This is a genomic window from Tenacibaculum adriaticum (genome assembly GCF_008124875.1).
In the GTDB taxonomy this organism is placed as follows: Bacteria; Bacteroidota; Bacteroidia; order Flavobacteriales; family Flavobacteriaceae; genus Polaribacter; species Polaribacter adriaticus.
This window is the reverse complement of sequence record NZ_VNIA01000001.1, coordinates 580976-600970: the sequence shown is the minus strand read 5'-3', so window position 1 is coordinate 600970 and position 19995 is coordinate 580976. Positions and strand designations below refer to the sequence as shown.

The window sequence follows — 19995 nt, the reverse complement described above, 5'->3', positions numbered from 1 at the left end:
TTAAGCTTGGGATTTTTTATTGATTCTTTTCTAAGTAAGTGTAAACTGGAAAATGATCTGAAAAGCCTCCTTTATACCAAGGCCCTATATAAGTTCTAAAAGGACTGTTCTTTAATTTCCCTTTGAAAATTTTCAACCATTGTTTATTAAAAACTTCAGCGTATAAAAATGAATGCTGAGTTCCATTACATTCAATAAAATTTTTAGAAAAAATAATCTGATCGAAAAAATTCCACTTCCCATTAAACGTTAATGTACCATATCCTTCTTCAAATAAACTTTCCATAGGATTATAAAAATCATTAGTAACTAAGTTTTTTTTGACACTTTCACTAGTTGGATCATCATTAAAATCACCCATAATAATGATTTTAGGGTCACTTATTTGCTCTTTTATATCATTTATGGCATTATGCACTATAGATGCTGCTTTTATTCGTTTGTGCTTGCTTTCTTCCTCTCCTTCTCGGCGTGAAGGCCAATGATTGACTAAAATATGTACTAATTCTCCATGTAAATGGCCAGAAACACGCAAAACATCTCTTGTATAATCAATATCACCGTTATCATCCGTGAGTTCTAGAGAGTATGTTTTTGAAGATATAACTTCAAAAAACTTCTTATCATATAACAACGCTACATCTATTCCTCTTTCATCTGGAGAATCATAATGAACAAATCCGTAATCATGTTTATGTAGATTTTTATGTCGAATTAAATCTTGTACAACTTTACTATTCTCAACTTCAACTAAACCAACAACTACTGGTGAGTGTGAAGAAACTTTGGTTCCTAATTGACTAATCACTGAGCTTAACTTCTTAATCTTTTTACCATATCTACTTAATGTCCAACGTCGTTTACTTTTTGCTGTAAAATCATCATCTGCTGTTAAAGGATTATCTACTGTATCGAATAGATTTTCAACATTATAAAAAGCAACAGTAAATATTTGTTTTTGTGATAATTTCATAATTATAATGAATAAACAGTAATTTAAGGTTTACCCTGTTAAGGGAGTTATTTTAAAAGAAAAATCCGCTATAAAAGCGGACTTAATATCGTTTTTTAGCTTGATTAAAACCTATACCCGACATTTAATCCAACTCTAGGTACAACTGCTGGTGATTTATCTGTAAACAAATTTCTTCCTATACCTCCTAATACACTTACTACAAAGCCACCGTTAGAAATATATTTAGAACCTATAGAAACCCCTAAAGCTCCATCTGTATATTGTTCGTATTGATTGGGAGAACCTAACATTTTAATTTCTTCCTCTCCTGAATTAATCCCCATAAAAATTTCTCCAAAATAATTCCAAGTACTATTTGTTGTAAAATAATGACGGAAATAGGGTGTAACCATATTTTCTTCTTTATATCTAAAATCAGAATTTCTTCCATTAAAATTAAAAAGACCTGATAAACCTACTGAAGATTGATCACTTAAATAATATTCATACGAAACTTCTAAAGTCTTCATGACTAAAGCGTCTCCTAAATCAACACTTACTTCCTGTTGAGCTTGTACAAACGAGCTTAGAAAAACAGCAAATATTATTAAATTTTTTTTCATTTTTTATTCTTTAACTTTTCTTAATAACTATATAACAAACATACGTTAAAAATTTAAAAAATAGCTTTTAACTGTACCATTCCTGTATGAATAGTACTAGATGTCCCACTTTTCCTTCCAAAGTAATTAATGCTTAAATTTAATAATGAATTCAATTTTTGGTCGAATAATAAATTCCAAGTAAAATTATTACCTATTTGTAAACCTTCTAACATTTGATAACCTACAGGTGAATTTGAATTTCCAATAAAATCATTTAAAAACATCGTAAAATTAGTACTGATTTGATTTCTCTTTTTACTAATAAAAAAATAATCAAGTCCAATTTTTTGTTGCTTTAATTCCTCAAAATTATCTACCTGATTTTTTTTGTTCTTATAATTATAAAATACAGAAAAAAGGTGGTCTTTGCTATATAAGAATGTGAGCTTTGGGTTAATTTCATTAATATCTATATCATAATTCCTGTTTGCTAAATTTTCTGTTTTTAATCGATTCTTTGAAACAGATGATTTAACATCTAACTGCCAAAATTTTGACAACTTATGTTGTAATTCTAATTGATAAATAGATGAATTGCTTTCTTGGTTGCCAACATTAAATTGTTGTTTATTACGTGATTTTCCATAGGTGTAAATCAAGCTATAATTCTTCAAATTCTTATTAAAATACAAATTGTTTCTAAAATTAAAGCTTAACCCTAATAATTTATCTTCGTCTAAATCAAACGGATTCAAATTAAAACTATCTCCTTTTCTTTGTTGTTCATTGTCAATTAATAAATAGGTTTGATTATAAAAATGGGATACTATTTTTTTAATTCCAGAATTTTTTGCCCATTGCAATGCATTTAACGTAACCGTTTGTTTCCATTTTGCACGCTGTGTAGGTAAATAACTAAGATTTGGAAGTGCTACACGTAAATAATCTGCTTGATCTTGAAACTGTGCTATTTCAAATTCCTCAAACTGCTGAACTCCATCATTATTATAATCTACCCAAGTATAAAAACCCTGTCCAGGTTCTGTTTTTACATATACATAATCTTGCTGTGCAATATTTCCTGAAGAAGTTTCATAAACCGTTGATAAGGTTAGAAAACTTTTAAAAAAACGTTGGTTATAAACTAATCGAGAATTAAGTGCTTTTTCGTTTTCTGTAAAAGCATTATTGGTCAACCTATAATTAGCATACAATGCTAAATTGGTGGTTTTGTTTTGAATCAACTTGCTATCTAGATAAACCGTTTTTCTATTGTTAATTTCAGTGAATGTATTTGCTCTTACACTATCATTTGTTCTATAATTAATTCCAAATTTCGCAAAAACTTTAGTGGAATCACCTAAACCAAAATAGCTTTCGTATTCTTTAAATTGATGACTAGTATTAATAGAACCGTTGGTGTTTTTATCTTTTCTATCATTAGTTTCAAAGTTTACAAAAGCGCCCAACCATGGTTTTCCTAAACTATGTTCTATAGTAGATGTTAATCTAAAAAAATTATCTTTTTCAACCGAGGATGTATTGTTAAGTAAACTTCCATCAACCGAAAAATTAGTTCTCTTTACATGAAATTTGGATTTAATTTCGTGTTTGTTTCCGTTAAAATTATCAGAAAAACTTAAATGATTAAAACTGTACGATACAAAATCCTTTTTCTTGTTTTTAAAAAGAAAAGCTGTTCCTATTTGATGCTGATTCCCTGTAGTGTTTATTAAGTTCCAGTCACGATTAAATTCCACATTTTGAAAACGTTGCACCGTTTTAAAATTATCTTGAATAAACTTGTAGTTCACATCACTTACAAGCTGCCATTTTTTATCAATTAATGTTTGTTGCCAATTAACTTTAGAAGCTAAACGTTGGTTTTTACTATCATCTATTGCTGAAAACAAGTTTAAATCATTATCACTGTACGCTAATTCCGCATTTACTATTGTTTTTTCTGATGGATGATAACTCGAATTTACCACAACAACTTGCAAACTTGAAGGTGCAACCAATCGAACTACAGGCTCATAATTTCCTTGATTGATACCTACATGTCTAAAAATCGTACCAATAGCAATGGTACTATCAATTACATAACTTCCTTGGTTTACACCAACATTTGTATACGAAACCGAATACAACTCTTCATTTTCATCGGTTGAATATTCAAAAGTTTCAACCCCATTTACTAACACTTTTCTATACTGAATTCTATTTGGAGAATATTCATCTAAAAAAGCACTTGGGCTCACCATTTGAGACACATCATTCCCTGCGTCGGCTAAAATTTGTTTTTGTTCTGTAGTTAAACTTTGTTGTACAGGTTGATTTTTAGCATCTTTTTCGTTATAAAAATATCCCGATATCGAAAAATCATCATCTTTATATTGTGCTTTTTCGTACGTAATAAAACGAGTGAAATTTCTGTCTGAATACTGAAACTCAATTCGAATACGCATATCATTAGTAATAGGATAGGTAGTATTAAATCGTATTTCTGCTAAATTATAATCAATCACATAATCTTTAGTTTCACCACGTTGTAGTTGAATTCCGTTTACAAAAACTTTATCACTACCAGAAACTATAATTAATACAGATTCGTTATTGAGACCAAAAATCTTATACGGTCCTTGATTTCCTTCAATACCCACAAAATCAAATGATGAAAATCGACCTCTAACTACGGCTCCGGAAGCCGAAACATTTGTGTTTTCACTAAGATTAGCTTCCACTTGTAACCCAGAAACTTGTTTGTCGAAATTCAAAAAATAACTATCGTTATTATTTAAAGAAAGATCTCCTGCTTTAACTTTCCATTTTTTACTGAATAGTTCAATAAAAATTCGATCGAAATCGGTAATGTTTTGAGAATATCCATTTTGTTGTAGCGGAAAATTAGTATCAAAGATATTTGCTCTTATAAAAACATTTTCTGAGAGCTTCCCTTCAATATTTAAGTCTAAAGACGAGTTTGTAACTGCATTTTGATTATTCCCAACCGTAATTCCGCGTGCAATAAAACCTTGTGTTTTTAAATCATCAAACAACTTAATATTAGAAACTTTCTTGTTTGTTGTGGCACTATATAATTTACCTGTATTCGAAGTATTCGGAACAATAAGTTTTTTATCGTAAGGAGTATATATTTTGGTAACAAAATCAGGATACCTATAATATTCGATGGTAATTTCTGTATATTTATTTTTGTTGATAATAAGCTGTGCTTTGCTAAAATCTATTGAATATTCTTGTGGATTAACAAGTTTTTTATCCGAAGTAAATACCTTAAATTTTTGAGGATTGATGCTTAACGTATCTATTTTAATAGTATCGTTTACAACCACATATTTTTTAGACCGAAAATCTTTCGATTTTTTTTGCGCACTAACAGTAATTGCGAAGAAAAAAGAGAGAATACAAATTAGTTTTTTGGTCATACTTTACAAACGTAGTATAAACAAAAATAGTTTATTCTTTGTTATGCTTAGGCACAACCACAATTTGTATCACAATTTTTTTTCTTCTTTGATTTGAAAAAGAATTTCCTCACCAAAAAAGCAACTGCTAAAGCTATTGTTATATATGTTAAGATCTCTTGCATTATTTTAAAAATTGATATACAATTAACGCAGAAACATACGCTAAAATGCCCATTCCTACTAATTGAATTAGTGGCCATTTCCAACTTTTTGTTTCACGCTTTACAATTGCTAAAGTTGCCATACATTGCATTGCAAATGCATAAAACACCAACAAAGACATTCCTGTTGCAAAGTTAAAACGCTTTTCTCCCGTTTTTGGATCTATTTCTGCAGTCATTCGCTCTTTTATAGTAGCTTCGTCCTCCACTCCTTCTATACTGTAAATAGTAGCCAATGTACCAACAAAAACTTCACGTGCTGCAAAAGAGGTAATTAATCCGATTCCAATTTTCCAATCATAACCTAAAGGTTTTACTGCTGGCTCAATAGCTTTTCCAGCAATTCCTATATACGATTTTTCAAGTTTTGCAGAAGCTATTTTTTGCTGTAGAGCTTCTTCTGATAATTGACTGTTATTCGCATTCTCTATTACACTTTTCTCAGCATCTTTAAATGATGAAGGCCCGTGTGTAGCTAAAAACCACAGAACGATTGATATTGCTAAAATGATTTTCCCTGCACCAAGCACAAACGCTTTAGTTTTTTCAAATACATCAAAAAACACGTTTTTAAGTGATGGTAACTTATAATTAGGCATTTCAACCACAAAAAACGAAGTGTTTTTTATTTTAAGTGTTCTATGCAAAATATAGGCTGAAATAATTGCTGCGGCAAATCCTAAAACATATAAGCTAAGTAAGGTGAATCCTTGTAAACTTAAAAAACCAAAGAGCTTTTTATTCGGAATAATAATGGCAATTAAAATTGCATACACAGGTAATCGAGCAGAACATGTTGTAAAAGGAGTTACTAAAATGGTAATTAATCGTTCTTTCCAACTGGTAATAGTTCTGGTTGACATCACTGCTGGAATTGCACAAGCGGTACCCGAAATTAAAGGAATTACACTTTTCCCGCTCATCCCAAATTTACGCATAATTTTATCCATTAAAAAAACTACTCTACTCATATATCCTGTTTCTTCTAAAACAGCAATTAAGAAAAAGAGAATTGCAATCTGAGGAATAAAAATAACCACGCCTCCAATACCTGGAATAATTCCATCGGTTAATAAATCAGTAAACATTCCTGTAGGAAGTTGAGACTTCACAAATTCAGCTGAATTAGCAAAAAATTCATCTATAAAATCCATCGGAGCAGATGCCCAATCAAAAATGGATTGAAAAATCAACAGTAATATTCCAAAGAAAATAACGTATCCGAAGATTTTATGGGTAAAAATTTTATCTAATCTACTCCTTAAGTCTGTAGCTTTCGATGCATCTACTTTATAAGTTGCTTTTAGAATTCTATTAATAGCTTGGTAACGGTAAATTGTTTCTTTGTGCTGATACCTCTTTACCTTACTTATATCACTCCTAAACTCATTTATTTTTTGCTTTTCAACTTCAGTAACCTTTTCAGGAAAACTATTTTGAGTTACCATTAACCATAACTCATACAATGAATAATTAGGTGTTACTTTTTGTAGTTCAGCAAAGTATTCTGCATCAATTTTATGGTTTATTTTACAAACTGGTTTCGGTTTGTCTATTTTATTTTTGTTAGCAATTACTTCCTTTACCTTATTAATTTCAGCTGCATTTCTTGCACTTATTAGAACAACATCGGTCTCTAACTCTTTTTGCAGTAACTGAATATCTATAGAAATTCCTTTTCGCCTCATTTGATCGGCCATATTAATAACTAATACGGTGGGAATTTCTAAATCTTGAATTTGCGTAAAAAGTAAAAGATTTCGCTTTAAGTTTTCTACATCTGCAACAACAACAATAACATCTGGCTTCTCTAATTCATTATTACTCAGTAACGTTTTTAAAACAATACTTTCATCTAAAGATGTAGGATTAATACTATACGTACCTGGTAAATCTGTAATAAGGGCAATTTGATTATTAGGCAGCTTACATTTTCCTTGTTTTTTATCTACTGTAACACCTGGATAATTACCTACTTTTTGATTCAACCCTGTAAGTTGGTTAAATAATGATGTTTTTCCTGTATTGGGATTTCCAATTAAAGCAACATTAATAATTTGTGTTTTGCTCATCAATTAAAATTTAGAAATTAAAATTTGACTAGCAGTTTCTTTACGAATAGCTAAATGACTTCCGTTTACACAAATATATATTGGGTCATTAAAAGGTGCTATTTGTAAAAGCTTAACTTCAGCTCCTGGTAAACAACCCATTTCTAGTAATTTTAACGGAATTCTATCTAAACTCTCTTCTAAAATTACACCCATTTCACCAATTTGCAACGATGCGATTGTATTCATTAATTACTTTATAAAGATATTCCCGCAAATGCGGGAACACTAATTTTAATGCAAAGATACTAAATTAGAATCATTCTAAAGAAGTGATTTCTTTCTCGTTTTAGAAGTATTATATTTGCGATATGACATTCAAAGAAATTATAGGTCAAAAACATATTAAAAAGCACCTGACTCAGTCTGCTGAAAACGGCAGAATTCCACATGCTCAACTCTTTGTAGGCAAGGAAGGTAGCGGAACTTTACCTATGGCAATTGCTTATGCACAATATTTATTATGTAGTACATCAAATGATGAAGAAACTTGTACCATAAAGTGTAATAAATTACAGCATCCCGATCTCCATTTTGCTTTTCCTGTAACAACAAACGACAATGTAAAAAAACATCCTGTTAGTAATTTGTTTTTAGAAGAATGGAGGAGTTTTATTGCTGAAAACCCGTATGGAAGTTTATTTAACTGGCTACAGCATATTGGAGTAGAAAATAAACAAGGTCAAATAGGTGTTGATGAAGCTGAAGATATTGTAAAAAAACTTACGCTAAAATCGTACGAAGGAGGGTTCAAAATTATGATTATTTGGATGGCAGAAAAGATGAATTCTTCTGCAGCAAATAAACTTTTAAAATTAATTGAAGAGCCTCCTAGTAAAACTATTTTTTTACTAATTACCGAAGAAGAAGGTCAAATTATAAATACTATTAAATCTCGTTGTCAAGCATTACATTTTCCTTCAATAAGCGAAAATGATATTGTCCAAACGTTGATTAACAAACAAAATATTACTGAAAACGAAGCTATACGAATAGCACACCAATCCGAAGGGAATTATAACAAGGCGATTCATTTATTACACAACGATTCTAATGATTTGGTTTTTGAAGAATGGTTTATTACCTGGATTCGTAGTGCTTTTAAAGCGAAAGGTAACGCAAGTGTTATTCAAGATTTAATAAATTGGAGTGAAGCAATAGCGAAGTCTGGACGTGAAACTCAAAAACAATTTTTACAATATTGTTTACGTTTTTTTAGACAAGCTCTATTGTTAAATTACGGAACACCAGATTTAGTGTTTTTAAAAACACAAATCTCTAATTTTCAAATAGAAAAATTTGCTCCTTTTATACATAGCGGTAATATTTTAACTATTGAAAAAGAACTAAGTGAAGCACAATATCATATTGAAAGAAACGGAAATGCTAAAATTATTTTGTTAGATTTATCTATTAAACTAACTCGTTTACTACATACTAAAGAAGAAAAAATTAATGTATAATTAAATAAACTTAACATAAAAGAATAGAACTTAAATAGTTTATGAATCTAAATAACATATCGTTACGAATTCGAATCTTTTTATCAATGATACTTCTGGTATTATTGGCTTCTGTTTTAATTGCTCTCGTAACTATTTACCAATACGATGAGCAAACAAAAGATTATAATATTCAACGTTTTGGAAGAAAAGAAAGTTCTACGAGACATGATATTGAAATTGAATTAAAACGAAAAACAACTTACCTAGTAAATACAGAAAATTTATCTAAAATCTTTCAGGATCGAATTTATGATATAGCTACTGTCCATAACCTAACAATTTCAATGTACGACATGAATGGAAATTTATTAAAATCTTCCATTCCTTTCGATTTTGAAAAAATAGATGAAACTCCTTTATCTGAAGAAGTGGTTAATGAATTAGGAAATAATTCAAATCATAAAATTTTTAAAAGTAGAACCGAAAAGGGAATTACATACCAATCCTCTTACACCTATATTAACGACCCTCGTTTTAAACGAATTGGAATTTTAGAACTACGTATTGCCCAAGATAATGAAGAACAAAAAACAGAGTTACGTGAATTTATGTTACGCCTTTTATTAGTGTATTTATTAATGCTTTTAATAGCGATTGCTTTGGCATACTTTTTATCGAGCTACATTACTCGTTCAATTCAAACTATTTCTGAAAAAATTAAAGAAACTCGATTAAACAAACGGAACGAAAAGATTACGTTAGATTCAGCCAGTTCAGAAATTAACTCGTTGGTTGATGCCTATAATAATATGATAGACCAATTAGAAGATAGTGCTGTTAAACTTGCACAAAGTGAACGTGAACAAGCTTGGAGAGAAATGGCAAAACAAGTAGCACATGAAATTAAGAATCCTTTAACCCCTATGCGTTTATCTGTTCAAAGTTTTCACAGAAAATTTGATCCTAAAGACCCTGAGGTTAGAGAAAAAATGACAGAATATAGTGATACTCTTATTCAACAAATAGATGTAATGAGTTCAATCGCTTCTGCTTTTTCTGACTTTGCTAAAATGCCATCTCAAAGAAAAGAAGAATTAGATGTAGTCGATGTTGTAAAACATGCATTAGATATCTTCCATGAAGATTACATTCATTATTATCCTCAAGAAAAAGAATTGTATGCTAATTTAGATAAAACACAACTTATTAGAGTTATTACAAATCTGGTTAAAAATGCTATTCAAGCTATAAAAATTAATGAAAAGAATCCTAAAATAGAAGTAAAAGTTGCCTCAGAAGGAAATAACGTAGTTATTACTGTTTCCGATAACGGGAAAGGGATTTCTGACAAGAATAAAGAACTTATTTTTGAACCAAAATTTACAACCAAATCAAGCGGAATGGGACTTGGTTTGCCGATGATTAAAAATATTATTGAAGCTTATAACGGAACTATTTCTTTTACTTCAACTGAAGGTATTGGTACCGTTTTTACTATAATTTTACCAAAAATTTAAACCATGAATTTCGAAAACATTTTAGTTGATAATAACAACGGATTAGGAACTATAACTATTAACAGGCCTAAAAAATTAAATGCTTTAAATAAAGCTACTATAGAAGAATTACACCATGCTTTTAAAAACTTAAATGAAGATAAGTCTGTAAAAGTAATTCTAATTACAGGAAGTGGAGAAAAAGCTTTTGTCGCTGGTGCTGATATTTCTGAGTTTGCACATTTCTCGGTACAAGATGGAGGCAAGCTAGCCGCAAAAGGGCAAGAAATATTATTTGATTTCGTGGAGAATTTATCGACTCCTGTTATTGCTTTGGTTAATGGATTTGCTCTTGGTGGTGGTTTAGAATTGGCTATGGCTTGTCATTTTAGAATTGCGTCTGATAATGCAAAAATGGGATTACCAGAAACTTCTTTAGGTGTTATACCTGGTTATGGAGGAACGCAACGTTTACCACAACTTATAGGAAAAGGTAAAGCGATGGAGTTAATTATGACTGCAGGAATGATTTCTGCTGATGAAGCTAAAGAATATGGATTGGTAAATTATGTAGTTACGCCTGAAGATTTGTTTCCTTTAGCTGAAAGGTTAGCAGGCAAAATAATGAGAAATTCTTCTGTTGCAATTAGCAAAGCCATTAATGCTGTTAACGCTAACTTTAAGGATGGCGTAAACGGATTTAATACAGAAATTGAACAATTTGGAGCTTGTTTTGGTACAGCAGATTTTAAGGAAGGAACTACTGCTTTTTTAGAAAAAAGAAAAGCTACTTTTCCTAATAAATAAAAATAAGGCATTCTAATATTAGAATGCCTTATTTTTATTGGGGATTAAACTAGCTTTTTACAGCTAGATAGTAAACATATAAAAAAAAACGGTATAAACCAAGTTTCTTTTTAAAAAATATTATTCCACTTAATTTTTCGTTAGTAAAACCCCTTTCAATATCGTATATAAAAATAAAACTTAATAAATAAAGAAGAAAAGATCTTGTTATTTTGTATAAATGGAATGAATAAATTTACAATTGGTTAAATATAATCTGTTTTTAAATTTTGTTAAGTTCCATCAAAAAAAGACGTCTTTGATTAAAAATTTTAATCAAAAATCTCAAAAAAACAACAAATATGTATAAATGGTTTATTTTTTTGTATAAATTGCAAAAAAAATTGTTAAATCCCCTCATTTATGTTAAGAGCAGTTATTGTTGACGATGAAGAAAAAGCGATTAAGAGCTTGTCTTGGGAGCTTTCAAACTTTAATGACGATATAGAAATTTTAGAAACCTTTAATAAACCTGAAGAAGCCTTATCTTTTTTAGAAACTAAAAAAATTGATTGTTTGTTTTTAGATATTGAAATGCCAACAATGGATGGCTTTCAATTTATTGAAAAACTCACAAAAAAAGATTTTGCAATCGTTATCACAACTGCATATAACGAATATGCTATTGAAGCTTTAAAAAAAGAAGCTATAGATTATCTTTTAAAACCTGTAGACTCAGATGATTTAGAGCAATGTTTAAAGAAAATAAAAAAATTTAACAAACAAACAACTCAAGTAGATACTGAAGAAAAGTTTGAAGAAATACTTCTTAGTTTTAATAAAAAATTCAATCAAAAAAAGATAATAATTAGTACAGATGGAAAACTGTTGTTTTTAGAGCCTTCAGAAATTCTTTTTGTTGAATCTGATGGTAATTATAGCTCAATACATACTACAGAAAATAAAAAAATTGTTTTAACTAAAAAACTAAAAGAAGTTAACGAATTACTCCCAAAAAATCATTTTTTTAGAATTCATAATTCATTTATTATCAATTTAGATAAAATTAAGGAGTTTTATAAAACGGATGGATATGTAGTAATTGAAAACAATCATAAAATCCCAGTCTCTAGACAACGTAAAGCCGAATTTTTAGATAAAATCTAATGACCTTTAATCTTCCTCTTTATCTTTTTGTCTTTTTATTTTCTTTTATCACTCTACAAAAAAAAGATAAAAGTAATGACTCAGATTTTATAATTAAAATATTAAAAGACAAACCAAAAGATTATTTTAGCTTAGATTCTTATTTAAGTAAAAAAGGGCTTTCTTTAAAAGAAGCAGAAGATTTTTACGAACAATGTAATGCAGTTGGTTATAAAATAGGAGAAGTTTACGCACTTAATAGCCTTGGAAAACACTATAGAAACAATTCTGATTATAAAACAGCTTTAAAATACCATCAAAAAGCACTAGCTATATGTAAGGAAAACAACTTTATAGATCCTCAAATTTTATGTTTAAACTTAATTGGAGTAATTTATCGAAGACAAGATGATATAAGAAACGCTCTAGATTATCATCAATCTGCTTTATCTCTTGCGAAACGAATTAAAAATCCTACTCTTGAGAATAAAAAAAGTATAAGTGTTTCTGAAAATAGTATTGGGAACATATACATCACCTTAAGACAATACAATCTTGCTCTTCAACAATTTAATAAATCTTTAGAATTTCAAGAAGAGTTAAATAACAAAAGAGGCTTAGCTATTAATTTTCAAAATATTGGAAATGCTCAAGAGCATTTAAATTTGTTTGATGAAGCCTTAGCTAGTTACAATAAATCTTTGATGTATAACAAAGAAATAAACTCAACTCTTGGCGAAATAATTTGCAAGAATAGTATTTGTAGCACCTTAATAAAAAAAGGGGATTATCAACAAGCTCTAAAAATTATAGAAGAAATATACCCTATCGCTGTAAATTTAAATGATCAATATTACGTTTCGCAAACACTAAGTAACTTAGGTTGGGCTAGACTAAAAGTTGAGGATTATGAAAATGCAAAAAATAATTTAATAGAAGCTCTTGAAATTTCAGAAAAATACAACGTTAAACATATTCAAATTGAGGTTCCTTTTCGTTTAGCTGAGTTATTTGAAAAAACCAACAATAGCGAAAAAGCTTATATATTTTATAAAAAAGGGATTGAAGAAGAGAAAAAAACCTTAGGACAAAGAAACATTGTTTATGTAAACAACTTAATTGCTAAACATGATCTTCAATCAAAAATAAACGAAATTAACAATCTTGAAAATATTACAAAAATTAAAACTCTTCAGTTAGCCAGAAACAGAAATATCTTAATTATTACCTTAGTTTCAATTGCTTTGTTAAGTGTTGCTTTGTATTCTGTTTACAGACAGCGTTTATTAAAAAATGACCAAAGAATATTATTGTTAGAGCAACAAGCATTACAAACTCAAATGAATCCTCATTTTATTTTTAATGCTTTAAACTCTATTAAACTATATATTATTAACAACGAACAAAAAAATGCTGTTTATTATTTAAATAAATTTTCTAAACTTATCCGAAACATACTTGATGTATCTAAAGTAAAAGAAGTTAGTTTAAGAGAAGAACTTAATACGATGAACTTATATATGAGTATTGAAAATATTCGCTTTTCAAATGAAATAAAATACATTGAAAGAATCCATCCATATTTAAATACAGACACTATAAAATTACCTCCGTTGGTTTTACAACCTTTTTTAGAAAATGCTATTTGGCATGGTCTTTCTTCTAAAGAAGGGGAAAAAGAAATAATTTTAGAAGCGGAGAAAGTTTCTAAAAACCTAATTGTAATAAGTATTACTGACAATGGTATTGGTAGGGATGCTGCCTTAAATATTAAAAAAAGGAAATCGTTAAAAAGGAAATCAATAGGTATTGATTTAACTATTGAAAGAATGAAAACTTTTTGTAACGATTTTTCTGGGGAATTTTCGCTAAACTATCAAGATTTAATAGATGAAAAAGGAAATTCAGCAGGTACAAAAGTATCATTACAAATTCCTTTATATTAAAAATTAAACTCTAACTGAACCCAAACTGGTTCTTTTTTTTCTGAATCTAAATTACTAAAAGAAATTCCCAATAAACGCACAGAGTTTTTTAATTTTTCTTGAAACAACAACTCTTTTACAACAGGTATGAAATCATCTTTTTTTGCAATAAAATGATTTACCGTTTTACTACGTGTTTGTTGAGTAAAGTCACTATATTTAATCTTTAATGTAACTGTTTTTCCTTTAGTTTTAGATTTCATCATTCTTCGCTCAAGCTCATCAGCAATTTTCTCTAAACGTTCAAGCATAAATATTTCTGAAGATAAATTCTCATTAAAAGTACGTTCTGCTGCTATCGATTTACGAATTCTGTCAGGCTTTACAATACTATTATGAATACCACGAACAATATTGTAATAATGCTTTCCTGATTTACCGAAAAGTGCGGTTAACTCCTCAAGTGATTTTTTCTTTAAATCGAATCCTGTAAAAATACCGTTATTATGCATTTTAGCAGCCGTAACCTTACCTACACCATAAAACTTATTTACAGATAATTGCTCTAAAAATGTCATTACATCTTCTGGGTTTATTGTTTTTTGTCCGTTCGGTTTATTAATATCAGAAGCTACTTTCGCTATAAATTTATTAATTGATATTCCTGCGGAGGCTCGTAACTGTAACTCATTCCAAATTCGCTCTCTAATTTCTTGTGCGATCACACTAGCCGATGGATTTCTTTTTTTATTTTCAGTAACATCTAAATAAGCTTCATCTAAAGACAGTGGCTCTACCAAATCGGTATAATCGTAAAAAATACTTCTAATTTTTGCTGAAATTTCTTTGTAACGATCAAAACGAGGAGGTACAAATATTAAGTGCGGACATTTCTTTTTTGCTAATACGCCACTCATTGCAGATCTAACTCCAAATTTTCTTGCTTCATAACTTGCTGCGGAAACTACACCTCTAATTTCACTTCCGCCTACAGCAACAGGTTTCCCCATTAAATCAGGATTATCTAATTGCTCTACAGATGCATAAAAAGCATCCATATCTACATGAATTATTTTTCTATATGGTGGTTGTAATTGCACAATGTAAAATTAAAAAAAGCTCTCGAAGGAGAGCTTTAAATTTTATTAACTACAAGTGTTTCCTTTTTGAAACTTAAGCTTTTCGGATCTACCTTTTTTAAAGATTTTATTACTGGCATGTGTCCCTTTTCGTAATTCTTTTTGTTTTTCAAAAGGTAAACGGATTATTTCTTGGCATTCTACAGAACACGTATTTTCCATTTGCTCTGCACATTCATCACATTGAATAAATAATAAATGACATGCTTCATTAGCACAATTAGTATGAGAATCGCAACTTTTACCGCATTGATGACAATTAGCAATTACATCATCAGAAATTTTTTCCGCACGACGATGGTCAAACACAAAATTCTTACCTAAAAACTTATTTTCGATACCTTCTGCGTTCACTTGACGTGTGTACTCAATAATTCCGCCCTCTAACTGAAAAACGTTCTTAAAACCTTTGTGTTTGTAATATGCAGATGCTTTTTCACAACGGATTCCTCCAGTACAATACATCAACAAGTTTTTATCTTCTTTATTGTCTTTTAAATCTTCTTCAATAATATCTAAAGAATCTCTAAAAGTATCAACATCTGGTGTAATTGCGCCATCAAAATGTCCAATTTCACTTTCGTAATGATTTCGCATATCCACACAAACTGTATTGGGATTTGCTAGCATTTCATTAAACTCTTTCGCATTAAGATGCACACCTTTATTGGTAACATCAAACGTTTCATCATTTAAACCATCTGCCACGATTTTATTACGGACTTTAACTTTTAATTTTAAAAACGACTTGTTATCGTGTTCAACAGCTACATTAAGTCTAATTCCGTTTAAAAATGAAATACTATCTAATTGTTCTTTTAAGGATAAAAAATTTTCCGAAGGAACAGAGATTTGTGCATTAATTCCTTCATAGGAAACATATGTTCTTCCTAAAACTTCTAATTGATCCCATTCAAGGAACAATTTATCTCTAAATAATTGTGGGTTTTCTATCTTATGGTATTGATAGAATGAAATGGTAATACGGTCTTTTCCCGCTTCGTCTATTAATTTAGCGCGTTCTTCTGCGCTTAACTTGTTGTACAGTTGCATGCTATACTTTTTTAAGTTAAACAATATTTTTTATGCTGCAAATGTACTGATTTTTGAGGTTTTAGTAATAAAAACCATGTTTTTTAATAGAATATGTTTAATTTATAACATTAAGAGATTTTTTAACGTTTTAATATCTTTTGAATTTATTTTTTATTGAAATTTGCATAGACTATTTTTTCATTAAATGATTCGAAAAGTAACTTTACAAGACGCTGCAACAATTACCAATATTTACAATTATTATGTAAGAACTTCAGTTGCAACACTTGAAGAACAAGAAGTCTCTGAAGAATATTTTAAAGATGAAATAAAAAATATAACTAAAAAATTTCCTTGGTTTGTTTACGAAGTAAATAACCAAATTCTTGGCTTTGCAAATGCAAGCGCTTGGAAAACAAGAAGTGGTTATAAAAAAAGTGTTCAGTTAATGGTATATTTAAATCCAGACACAACATCGAAAGGAATTGGTTCGTTGTTATATGATGCGGTAATAAGTAAACTAAAAGAATTAGATGTGCATGTTTTAATGGGTGGAATTTCATTACCTAATGAAGCAAGTGTTAAACTACATGAAAAATTTGGGTTTAAAAAAGCGGCACATTTTAAAGAAATAGGATATAAATTTAACAAATGGGTTGATGTTGGTTATTGGCAATTAATCTTAAAAAAATAAAAATGAGAGTAGCAGTAGTAGGTGCAACAGGAATGGTAGGAAACGTTATGTTGCAAGTTTTAGCAGAAAGAAATTTTCCGGTAACAGAATTAATTCCTGTAGCATCAGAACGTTCTATAGGAAAACAAATAGAATTTAAAGGTCAAAACTATACCATTGTTGGTTTAAAAGAAGCTGTTACCATGCAGCCTGATGTTGCTTTGTTTTCTGCTGGTGGAAACACCTCATTAGAATGGGCTCCTAAATTCGCTGAAGTTGGCACAACAGTGATTGATAATTCATCTGCATGGAGAATGGATCCTTCTAAAAAATTAATCGTTCCAGAAATTAATGCTTCAGAGTTAACAGAAAATGATAAAATAATTGCCAATCCTAATTGTTCTACGATTCAATTGGTAATGGCTTTGGCACCATTACATAAAAAATACGAGATTAAACGTTTGGTTATTTCTACCTACCAATCAATAACAGGCACAGGTGTAAAAGCAGTTCAACAGTTAGAAAATGAATCTAAAGGAATTGAAGGAGAAGCTGCTTATCCGCATCAAATTCACAAAAACGCATTACCACATTGCGATGTTTTTGAAGAGGCTGGTTATACAAAAGAGGAGTTAAAATTGGTTAGAGAAACACATAAAATTTTAAGCGACCCTAGTATAGGCATTACAGCTACATCTGTAAGAATTCCCGTTGTTGGTGGTCATTCTGAAGCTGTAAATATTGAATTTGAAAATCATTTTGAAATACAAGACATTCGCAAAATATTAACGGAAACCGATGGTGTTATCGTTCAAGATGATATTGAAAACAATGTGTATCCAATGCCTTTTTTTGCCGAAGGAAAAGATGATGTTTTTGTAGGTAGAATTCGAAGAGATTTATCGCAACCCAACTCATTAAATATGTGGATTGTTTCTGACAACTTACGTAAAGGTGCTGCTACAAATACTATTCAAATTGCTGAATATTTAGTTGTAAATAATCTTATTAAAAATTCAGTTACTGCATAAAAACTAAAAATATTAGACAAAAACCCCACGTTAATTAACGTGGGGTTTTTTATTCATTATTTTTGAAAAATGAATACAGAACAAATTATACAAAACACCATCAATTTTGTAAAAGAAACCCTTAAAGGAGCCGAAGGAGGGCATGATTATTTTCATATAGAACGCGTTTACAAAAACTCTTTATTAATTGCCAAAGATGAAAAAGTTGATGGTTTTATTGTAGCTCTGGGTGCATTATTACATGATATTGCTGATAGTAAATTTTATAATGGAGACGAAACTATTGGGCCTAAAAAAGCAAGGCTATTTCTTAAAAATCAACAAGTAGACGAGACAACTATAATTCATGTAGAAAACATTATTAAAAACATCTCTTTTAAAGGCGGAAACTTTGAACAACAATTTACGTCTCCAGAGCTAGATGTTGTTCAAGATGCTGATCGATTAGACGCAATAGGAGCTATTGGTATTGCTCGTTGTTTTAATTATGGTGGATTTAAAAACAGAGAGCTATACAATCCTGAAATTCCACCAAATTTAAATATGACTAAAGATGAGTATAAAAAATCAACTGCACCAACTATCAATCATTTTTATGAAAAATTATTATTATTAAAGGATAAAATGAACACCGAATCTGGTAAAAAATTAGCAGAAGAAAGACATTTTTTTATGGAAGCTTTTCTGAATCAATTTTATATTGAATGGAACGCAAAGAAACAACCAAAACTATAATAATTAAACAAAAAAACAACTGCCATATATTGATTTTTAATTAAAAAACAATTTTTTTCTTGAATATAATATATATTTAATTTAAATTTATTGTGTAATAATTTTACACCCCTTAAAGTTTTGTAATCCCTAATTACAAAAAAAGCTCAAACGTTAAGTTTGAGCTTTTGTATTCTATATCAGTTTATTTCTAAGCCTCGAAAGGAGTAATAGAAACGTATGATTTGTTATCTCTTTTCTTTCTAAACTCAACAATACCATCAACTTTAGCATGTAAAGTATGATCTTTTCCCATGTAAACATTTTCACCTGGGTTGTGAGTTGTTCCTCTTTGACGAACAATAATATTACCTGCAATTGCAGCTTGTCCACCAAAAATCTTTACTCCTAATCGTTTCGATTCCGATTCACGACCGTTCTTCGAACTACCGACACCTTTCTTATGAGCCATCTTTTATTGTTTTTATAGGTTAAACTTTACGGATTTATTTTTCAACGCCTCCGTCTAATCTATCTTGTAATTCTTTTAATTCATCCCACTTACCATCTGCAGCTAAACCTGCTTGAGTTGGCCAAGTATCTGTTACGTGATTTCCACGTACTCCAGCGATAATTTCAGAAATTTTAGCAGGTGCTGTTTTTGCTAAATCTGCATATGTTGCAACTCCTGCAGCAACTAAAGTTTCAGCAATTTTTGGACCAATTCCTTCGATTTTCTTTAAATCATCTGCTTTTCCAGATGCTTTTGGAGCAGCCTTTTTAGCCTCTACTTTTTTAGCTTCTTTCTTTGGAGCAGCTTTTTTAGATGCTTTTACACCTGAAGCAGCAATGCTTTCAATTTGAATTTCGCTTAAATATTGACGATGTCCGTTTTTCTTTTTGTAACCTTTTCTTCTTTTCTTCTTGAAAACGATTACTTTTTCACCTTTTAAGTGACCTAAAATTTTTGCAGTTACTCCTGCACCTTCTATAGCTGGGGCGCCAATAGTTACATTTCCTTTATCTTCAATTAGCATTACTTTATCAAAAGTTACTTTTGATCCTTCTGCCTCTTGTAAACGGTGAACGTAAACTTTTTGGTCTTTTGCTACTTTAAACTGCTGCCCTGCTATCTCTACGATTGCGTACATACTATTTGTTTTGCGTTTATACTTAATTAATTATACACTTTCTTAAAGAAAATGCGGGTGCAAATATACATCTTTTTTGTTATATTACAATCTATTTACAATAAAATTAAATAATTAAAAACAAGCTTGTT

At 29.8% G+C, this 19995-nt stretch carries 17 protein-coding genes; 8 read left to right on the top strand and 9 right to left on the bottom strand.

Translation table 11 applies throughout. The annotated features are described in order from the left end of the window. Positions 1-16: 16 nt before the first annotated feature. The 5 genes from C7447_RS02780 to C7447_RS02755 form a co-directional block, all read right to left on the bottom strand. Positions 17-973 (bottom strand): endonuclease/exonuclease/phosphatase family protein, encoded by a 957-nt coding sequence (locus C7447_RS02780; protein WP_148868655.1) that lies wholly within the window; start codon positions 971-973, stop codon positions 17-19. Between the two features lie 104 nt (positions 974-1077). Then, on the bottom strand, positions 1078-1578 hold the full coding sequence (locus tag C7447_RS02775) for a DUF3575 domain-containing protein (RefSeq protein ID WP_148868654.1): 501 nt from the start codon (positions 1576-1578) through the stop codon (positions 1078-1080). 53 nt (positions 1579-1631) lie between these two features. After that, a complete protein-coding gene (locus C7447_RS02770; RefSeq protein WP_148868653.1) occupies positions 1632-5009 on the bottom strand; it encodes a hypothetical protein in 3378 nt (1125 codons plus the stop codon). A gap of 163 nt (positions 5010-5172) precedes the next feature. Beyond that, positions 5173-7284, bottom strand: a complete 2112-nt coding sequence (feoB, locus tag C7447_RS02760) for a ferrous iron transport protein B (protein ID WP_148868652.1) — start codon at positions 7282-7284, stop codon at positions 5173-5175. Positions 7285-7287: 3 nt separating this feature from the next. After that, positions 7288-7512 carry a FeoA family protein gene (locus tag C7447_RS02755; RefSeq protein ID WP_148868651.1) on the bottom strand — a complete coding sequence of 75 codons (225 nt, stop codon included), beginning with the start codon at positions 7510-7512 and terminating at the stop codon, positions 7288-7290. Positions 7513-7634: 122 nt separating this feature from the next. On the opposite strand from C7447_RS02755, the gene C7447_RS02750 reads away from it, so the two are divergent. From C7447_RS02750 to C7447_RS02730, 5 genes are all read left to right on the top strand, one after another. Next, complete coding sequence (locus tag C7447_RS02750; protein WP_148868650.1) at positions 7635-8786, top strand: DNA polymerase III subunit; 1152 nt, start codon at positions 7635-7637, stop codon at positions 8784-8786. An 86-nt stretch (positions 8787-8872) separates the two neighbouring features. Beyond that, positions 8873-10285, top strand: coding sequence for a sensor histidine kinase (locus C7447_RS02745; RefSeq protein ID WP_148868649.1), 1413 nt, complete (start codon positions 8873-8875; stop codon positions 10283-10285). A 3-nt stretch (positions 10286-10288) separates the two neighbouring features. Beyond that, positions 10289-11071 (top strand): enoyl-CoA hydratase/isomerase family protein, encoded by a 783-nt coding sequence (locus tag C7447_RS02740; RefSeq protein WP_148868648.1) that lies wholly within the window; start codon positions 10289-10291, stop codon positions 11069-11071. Positions 11072-11473: 402 nt separating this feature from the next. Continuing rightward, positions 11474-12217 carry a LytR/AlgR family response regulator transcription factor gene (locus C7447_RS02735; RefSeq protein ID WP_148868647.1) on the top strand — a complete coding sequence of 248 codons (744 nt, stop codon included), beginning with the start codon at positions 11474-11476 and terminating at the stop codon, positions 12215-12217. After that, positions 12217-14142: a tetratricopeptide repeat-containing sensor histidine kinase gene (locus C7447_RS02730; protein WP_148868646.1), complete on the top strand. Its 1926-nt coding sequence runs from the start codon at positions 12217-12219 to the stop codon at positions 14140-14142. The genes C7447_RS02735 and C7447_RS02730 overlap by 1 nt, the downstream gene beginning before the upstream one ends. Here C7447_RS02730 and dinB read toward each other — a convergent pair. Both dinB and trhO read right to left on the bottom strand, forming a co-directional pair. Beyond that, on the bottom strand, positions 14139-15221 hold the full coding sequence (gene dinB / locus C7447_RS02725) for a DNA polymerase IV (protein ID WP_148868645.1): 1083 nt from the start codon (positions 15219-15221) through the stop codon (positions 14139-14141). The two genes, C7447_RS02730 and dinB, sit on opposite strands and share 4 nt — an antisense overlap. A gap of 45 nt (positions 15222-15266) precedes the next feature. Continuing rightward, entirely contained in the window at positions 15267-16313 is a 1047-nt protein-coding gene (trhO, locus tag C7447_RS02720; RefSeq protein WP_148868644.1) for an oxygen-dependent tRNA uridine(34) hydroxylase TrhO, read from the bottom strand. A 187-nt stretch (positions 16314-16500) separates the two neighbouring features. On the opposite strand from trhO, the gene C7447_RS02715 reads away from it, so the two are divergent. From C7447_RS02715 to C7447_RS02705, 3 genes are all read left to right on the top strand, one after another. Then, positions 16501-16989: a GNAT family N-acetyltransferase gene (locus C7447_RS02715; RefSeq protein WP_148868643.1), complete on the top strand. Its 489-nt coding sequence runs from the start codon at positions 16501-16503 to the stop codon at positions 16987-16989. A gap of 2 nt (positions 16990-16991) precedes the next feature. Continuing rightward, on the top strand, positions 16992-17999 hold the full coding sequence (locus tag C7447_RS02710; protein ID WP_148868642.1) for an aspartate-semialdehyde dehydrogenase: 1008 nt from the start codon (positions 16992-16994) through the stop codon (positions 17997-17999). A 69-nt stretch (positions 18000-18068) separates the two neighbouring features. Continuing rightward, positions 18069-18734: an HD domain-containing protein gene (locus C7447_RS02705; protein WP_148868641.1), complete on the top strand. Its 666-nt coding sequence runs from the start codon at positions 18069-18071 to the stop codon at positions 18732-18734. 190 nt (positions 18735-18924) lie between these two features. On the opposite strand, the gene rpmA is transcribed toward C7447_RS02705, so the two are convergent. Both rpmA and rplU read right to left on the bottom strand, forming a co-directional pair. Continuing rightward, on the bottom strand, positions 18925-19185 hold the full coding sequence (rpmA, locus tag C7447_RS02700) for a 50S ribosomal protein L27 (protein ID WP_148868640.1): 261 nt from the start codon (positions 19183-19185) through the stop codon (positions 18925-18927). A 34-nt stretch (positions 19186-19219) separates the two neighbouring features. After that, the gene (gene rplU / locus C7447_RS02695) at positions 19220-19864 is read right to left on the bottom strand and encodes a 50S ribosomal protein L21 (protein WP_148868639.1); all 645 of its coding nucleotides are present in this window, start codon (positions 19862-19864) and stop codon (positions 19220-19222) included. Between the last annotated feature and the right edge of the window lie 131 nt (positions 19865-19995).

Coding starts and splice junctions, on each gene's coding strand:
- C7447_RS02780 (WP_148868655.1), bottom strand. CDS start 973: ATGAAATTATCACAAAAACAAATATTTACTGTTGCTTTTTATAATGTT.
- C7447_RS02775 (WP_148868654.1), bottom strand. CDS start 1,578: ATGAAAAAAAATTTAATAATATTTGCTGTTTTTCTAAGCTCGTTTGTA.
- C7447_RS02770 (WP_148868653.1), bottom strand. CDS start 5,009: ATGACCAAAAAACTAATTTGTATTCTCTCTTTTTTCTTCGCAATTACT.
- feoB (WP_148868652.1), bottom strand. CDS start 7,284: ATGAGCAAAACACAAATTATTAATGTTGCTTTAATTGGAAATCCCAAT.
- C7447_RS02755 (WP_148868651.1), bottom strand. CDS start 7,512: ATGAATACAATCGCATCGTTGCAAATTGGTGAAATGGGTGTAATTTTA.
- C7447_RS02750 (WP_148868650.1), top strand. CDS start 7,635: ATGACATTCAAAGAAATTATAGGTCAAAAACATATTAAAAAGCACCTG.
- C7447_RS02745 (WP_148868649.1), top strand. CDS start 8,873: ATGATACTTCTGGTATTATTGGCTTCTGTTTTAATTGCTCTCGTAACT.
- C7447_RS02740 (WP_148868648.1), top strand. CDS start 10,289: ATGAATTTCGAAAACATTTTAGTTGATAATAACAACGGATTAGGAACT.
- C7447_RS02735 (WP_148868647.1), top strand. CDS start 11,474: ATGTTAAGAGCAGTTATTGTTGACGATGAAGAAAAAGCGATTAAGAGC.
- C7447_RS02730 (WP_148868646.1), top strand. CDS start 12,217: ATGACCTTTAATCTTCCTCTTTATCTTTTTGTCTTTTTATTTTCTTTT.
- trhO (WP_148868644.1), bottom strand. CDS start 16,313: ATGCAACTGTACAACAAGTTAAGCGCAGAAGAACGCGCTAAATTAATA.
- C7447_RS02715 (WP_148868643.1), top strand. CDS start 16,501: ATGATTCGAAAAGTAACTTTACAAGACGCTGCAACAATTACCAATATT.
- C7447_RS02710 (WP_148868642.1), top strand. CDS start 16,992: ATGAGAGTAGCAGTAGTAGGTGCAACAGGAATGGTAGGAAACGTTATG.
- C7447_RS02705 (WP_148868641.1), top strand. CDS start 18,069: ATGAATACAGAACAAATTATACAAAACACCATCAATTTTGTAAAAGAA.
- rpmA (WP_148868640.1), bottom strand. CDS start 19,185: ATGGCTCATAAGAAAGGTGTCGGTAGTTCGAAGAACGGTCGTGAATCG.
- rplU (WP_148868639.1), bottom strand. CDS start 19,864: ATGTACGCAATCGTAGAGATAGCAGGGCAGCAGTTTAAAGTAGCAAAA.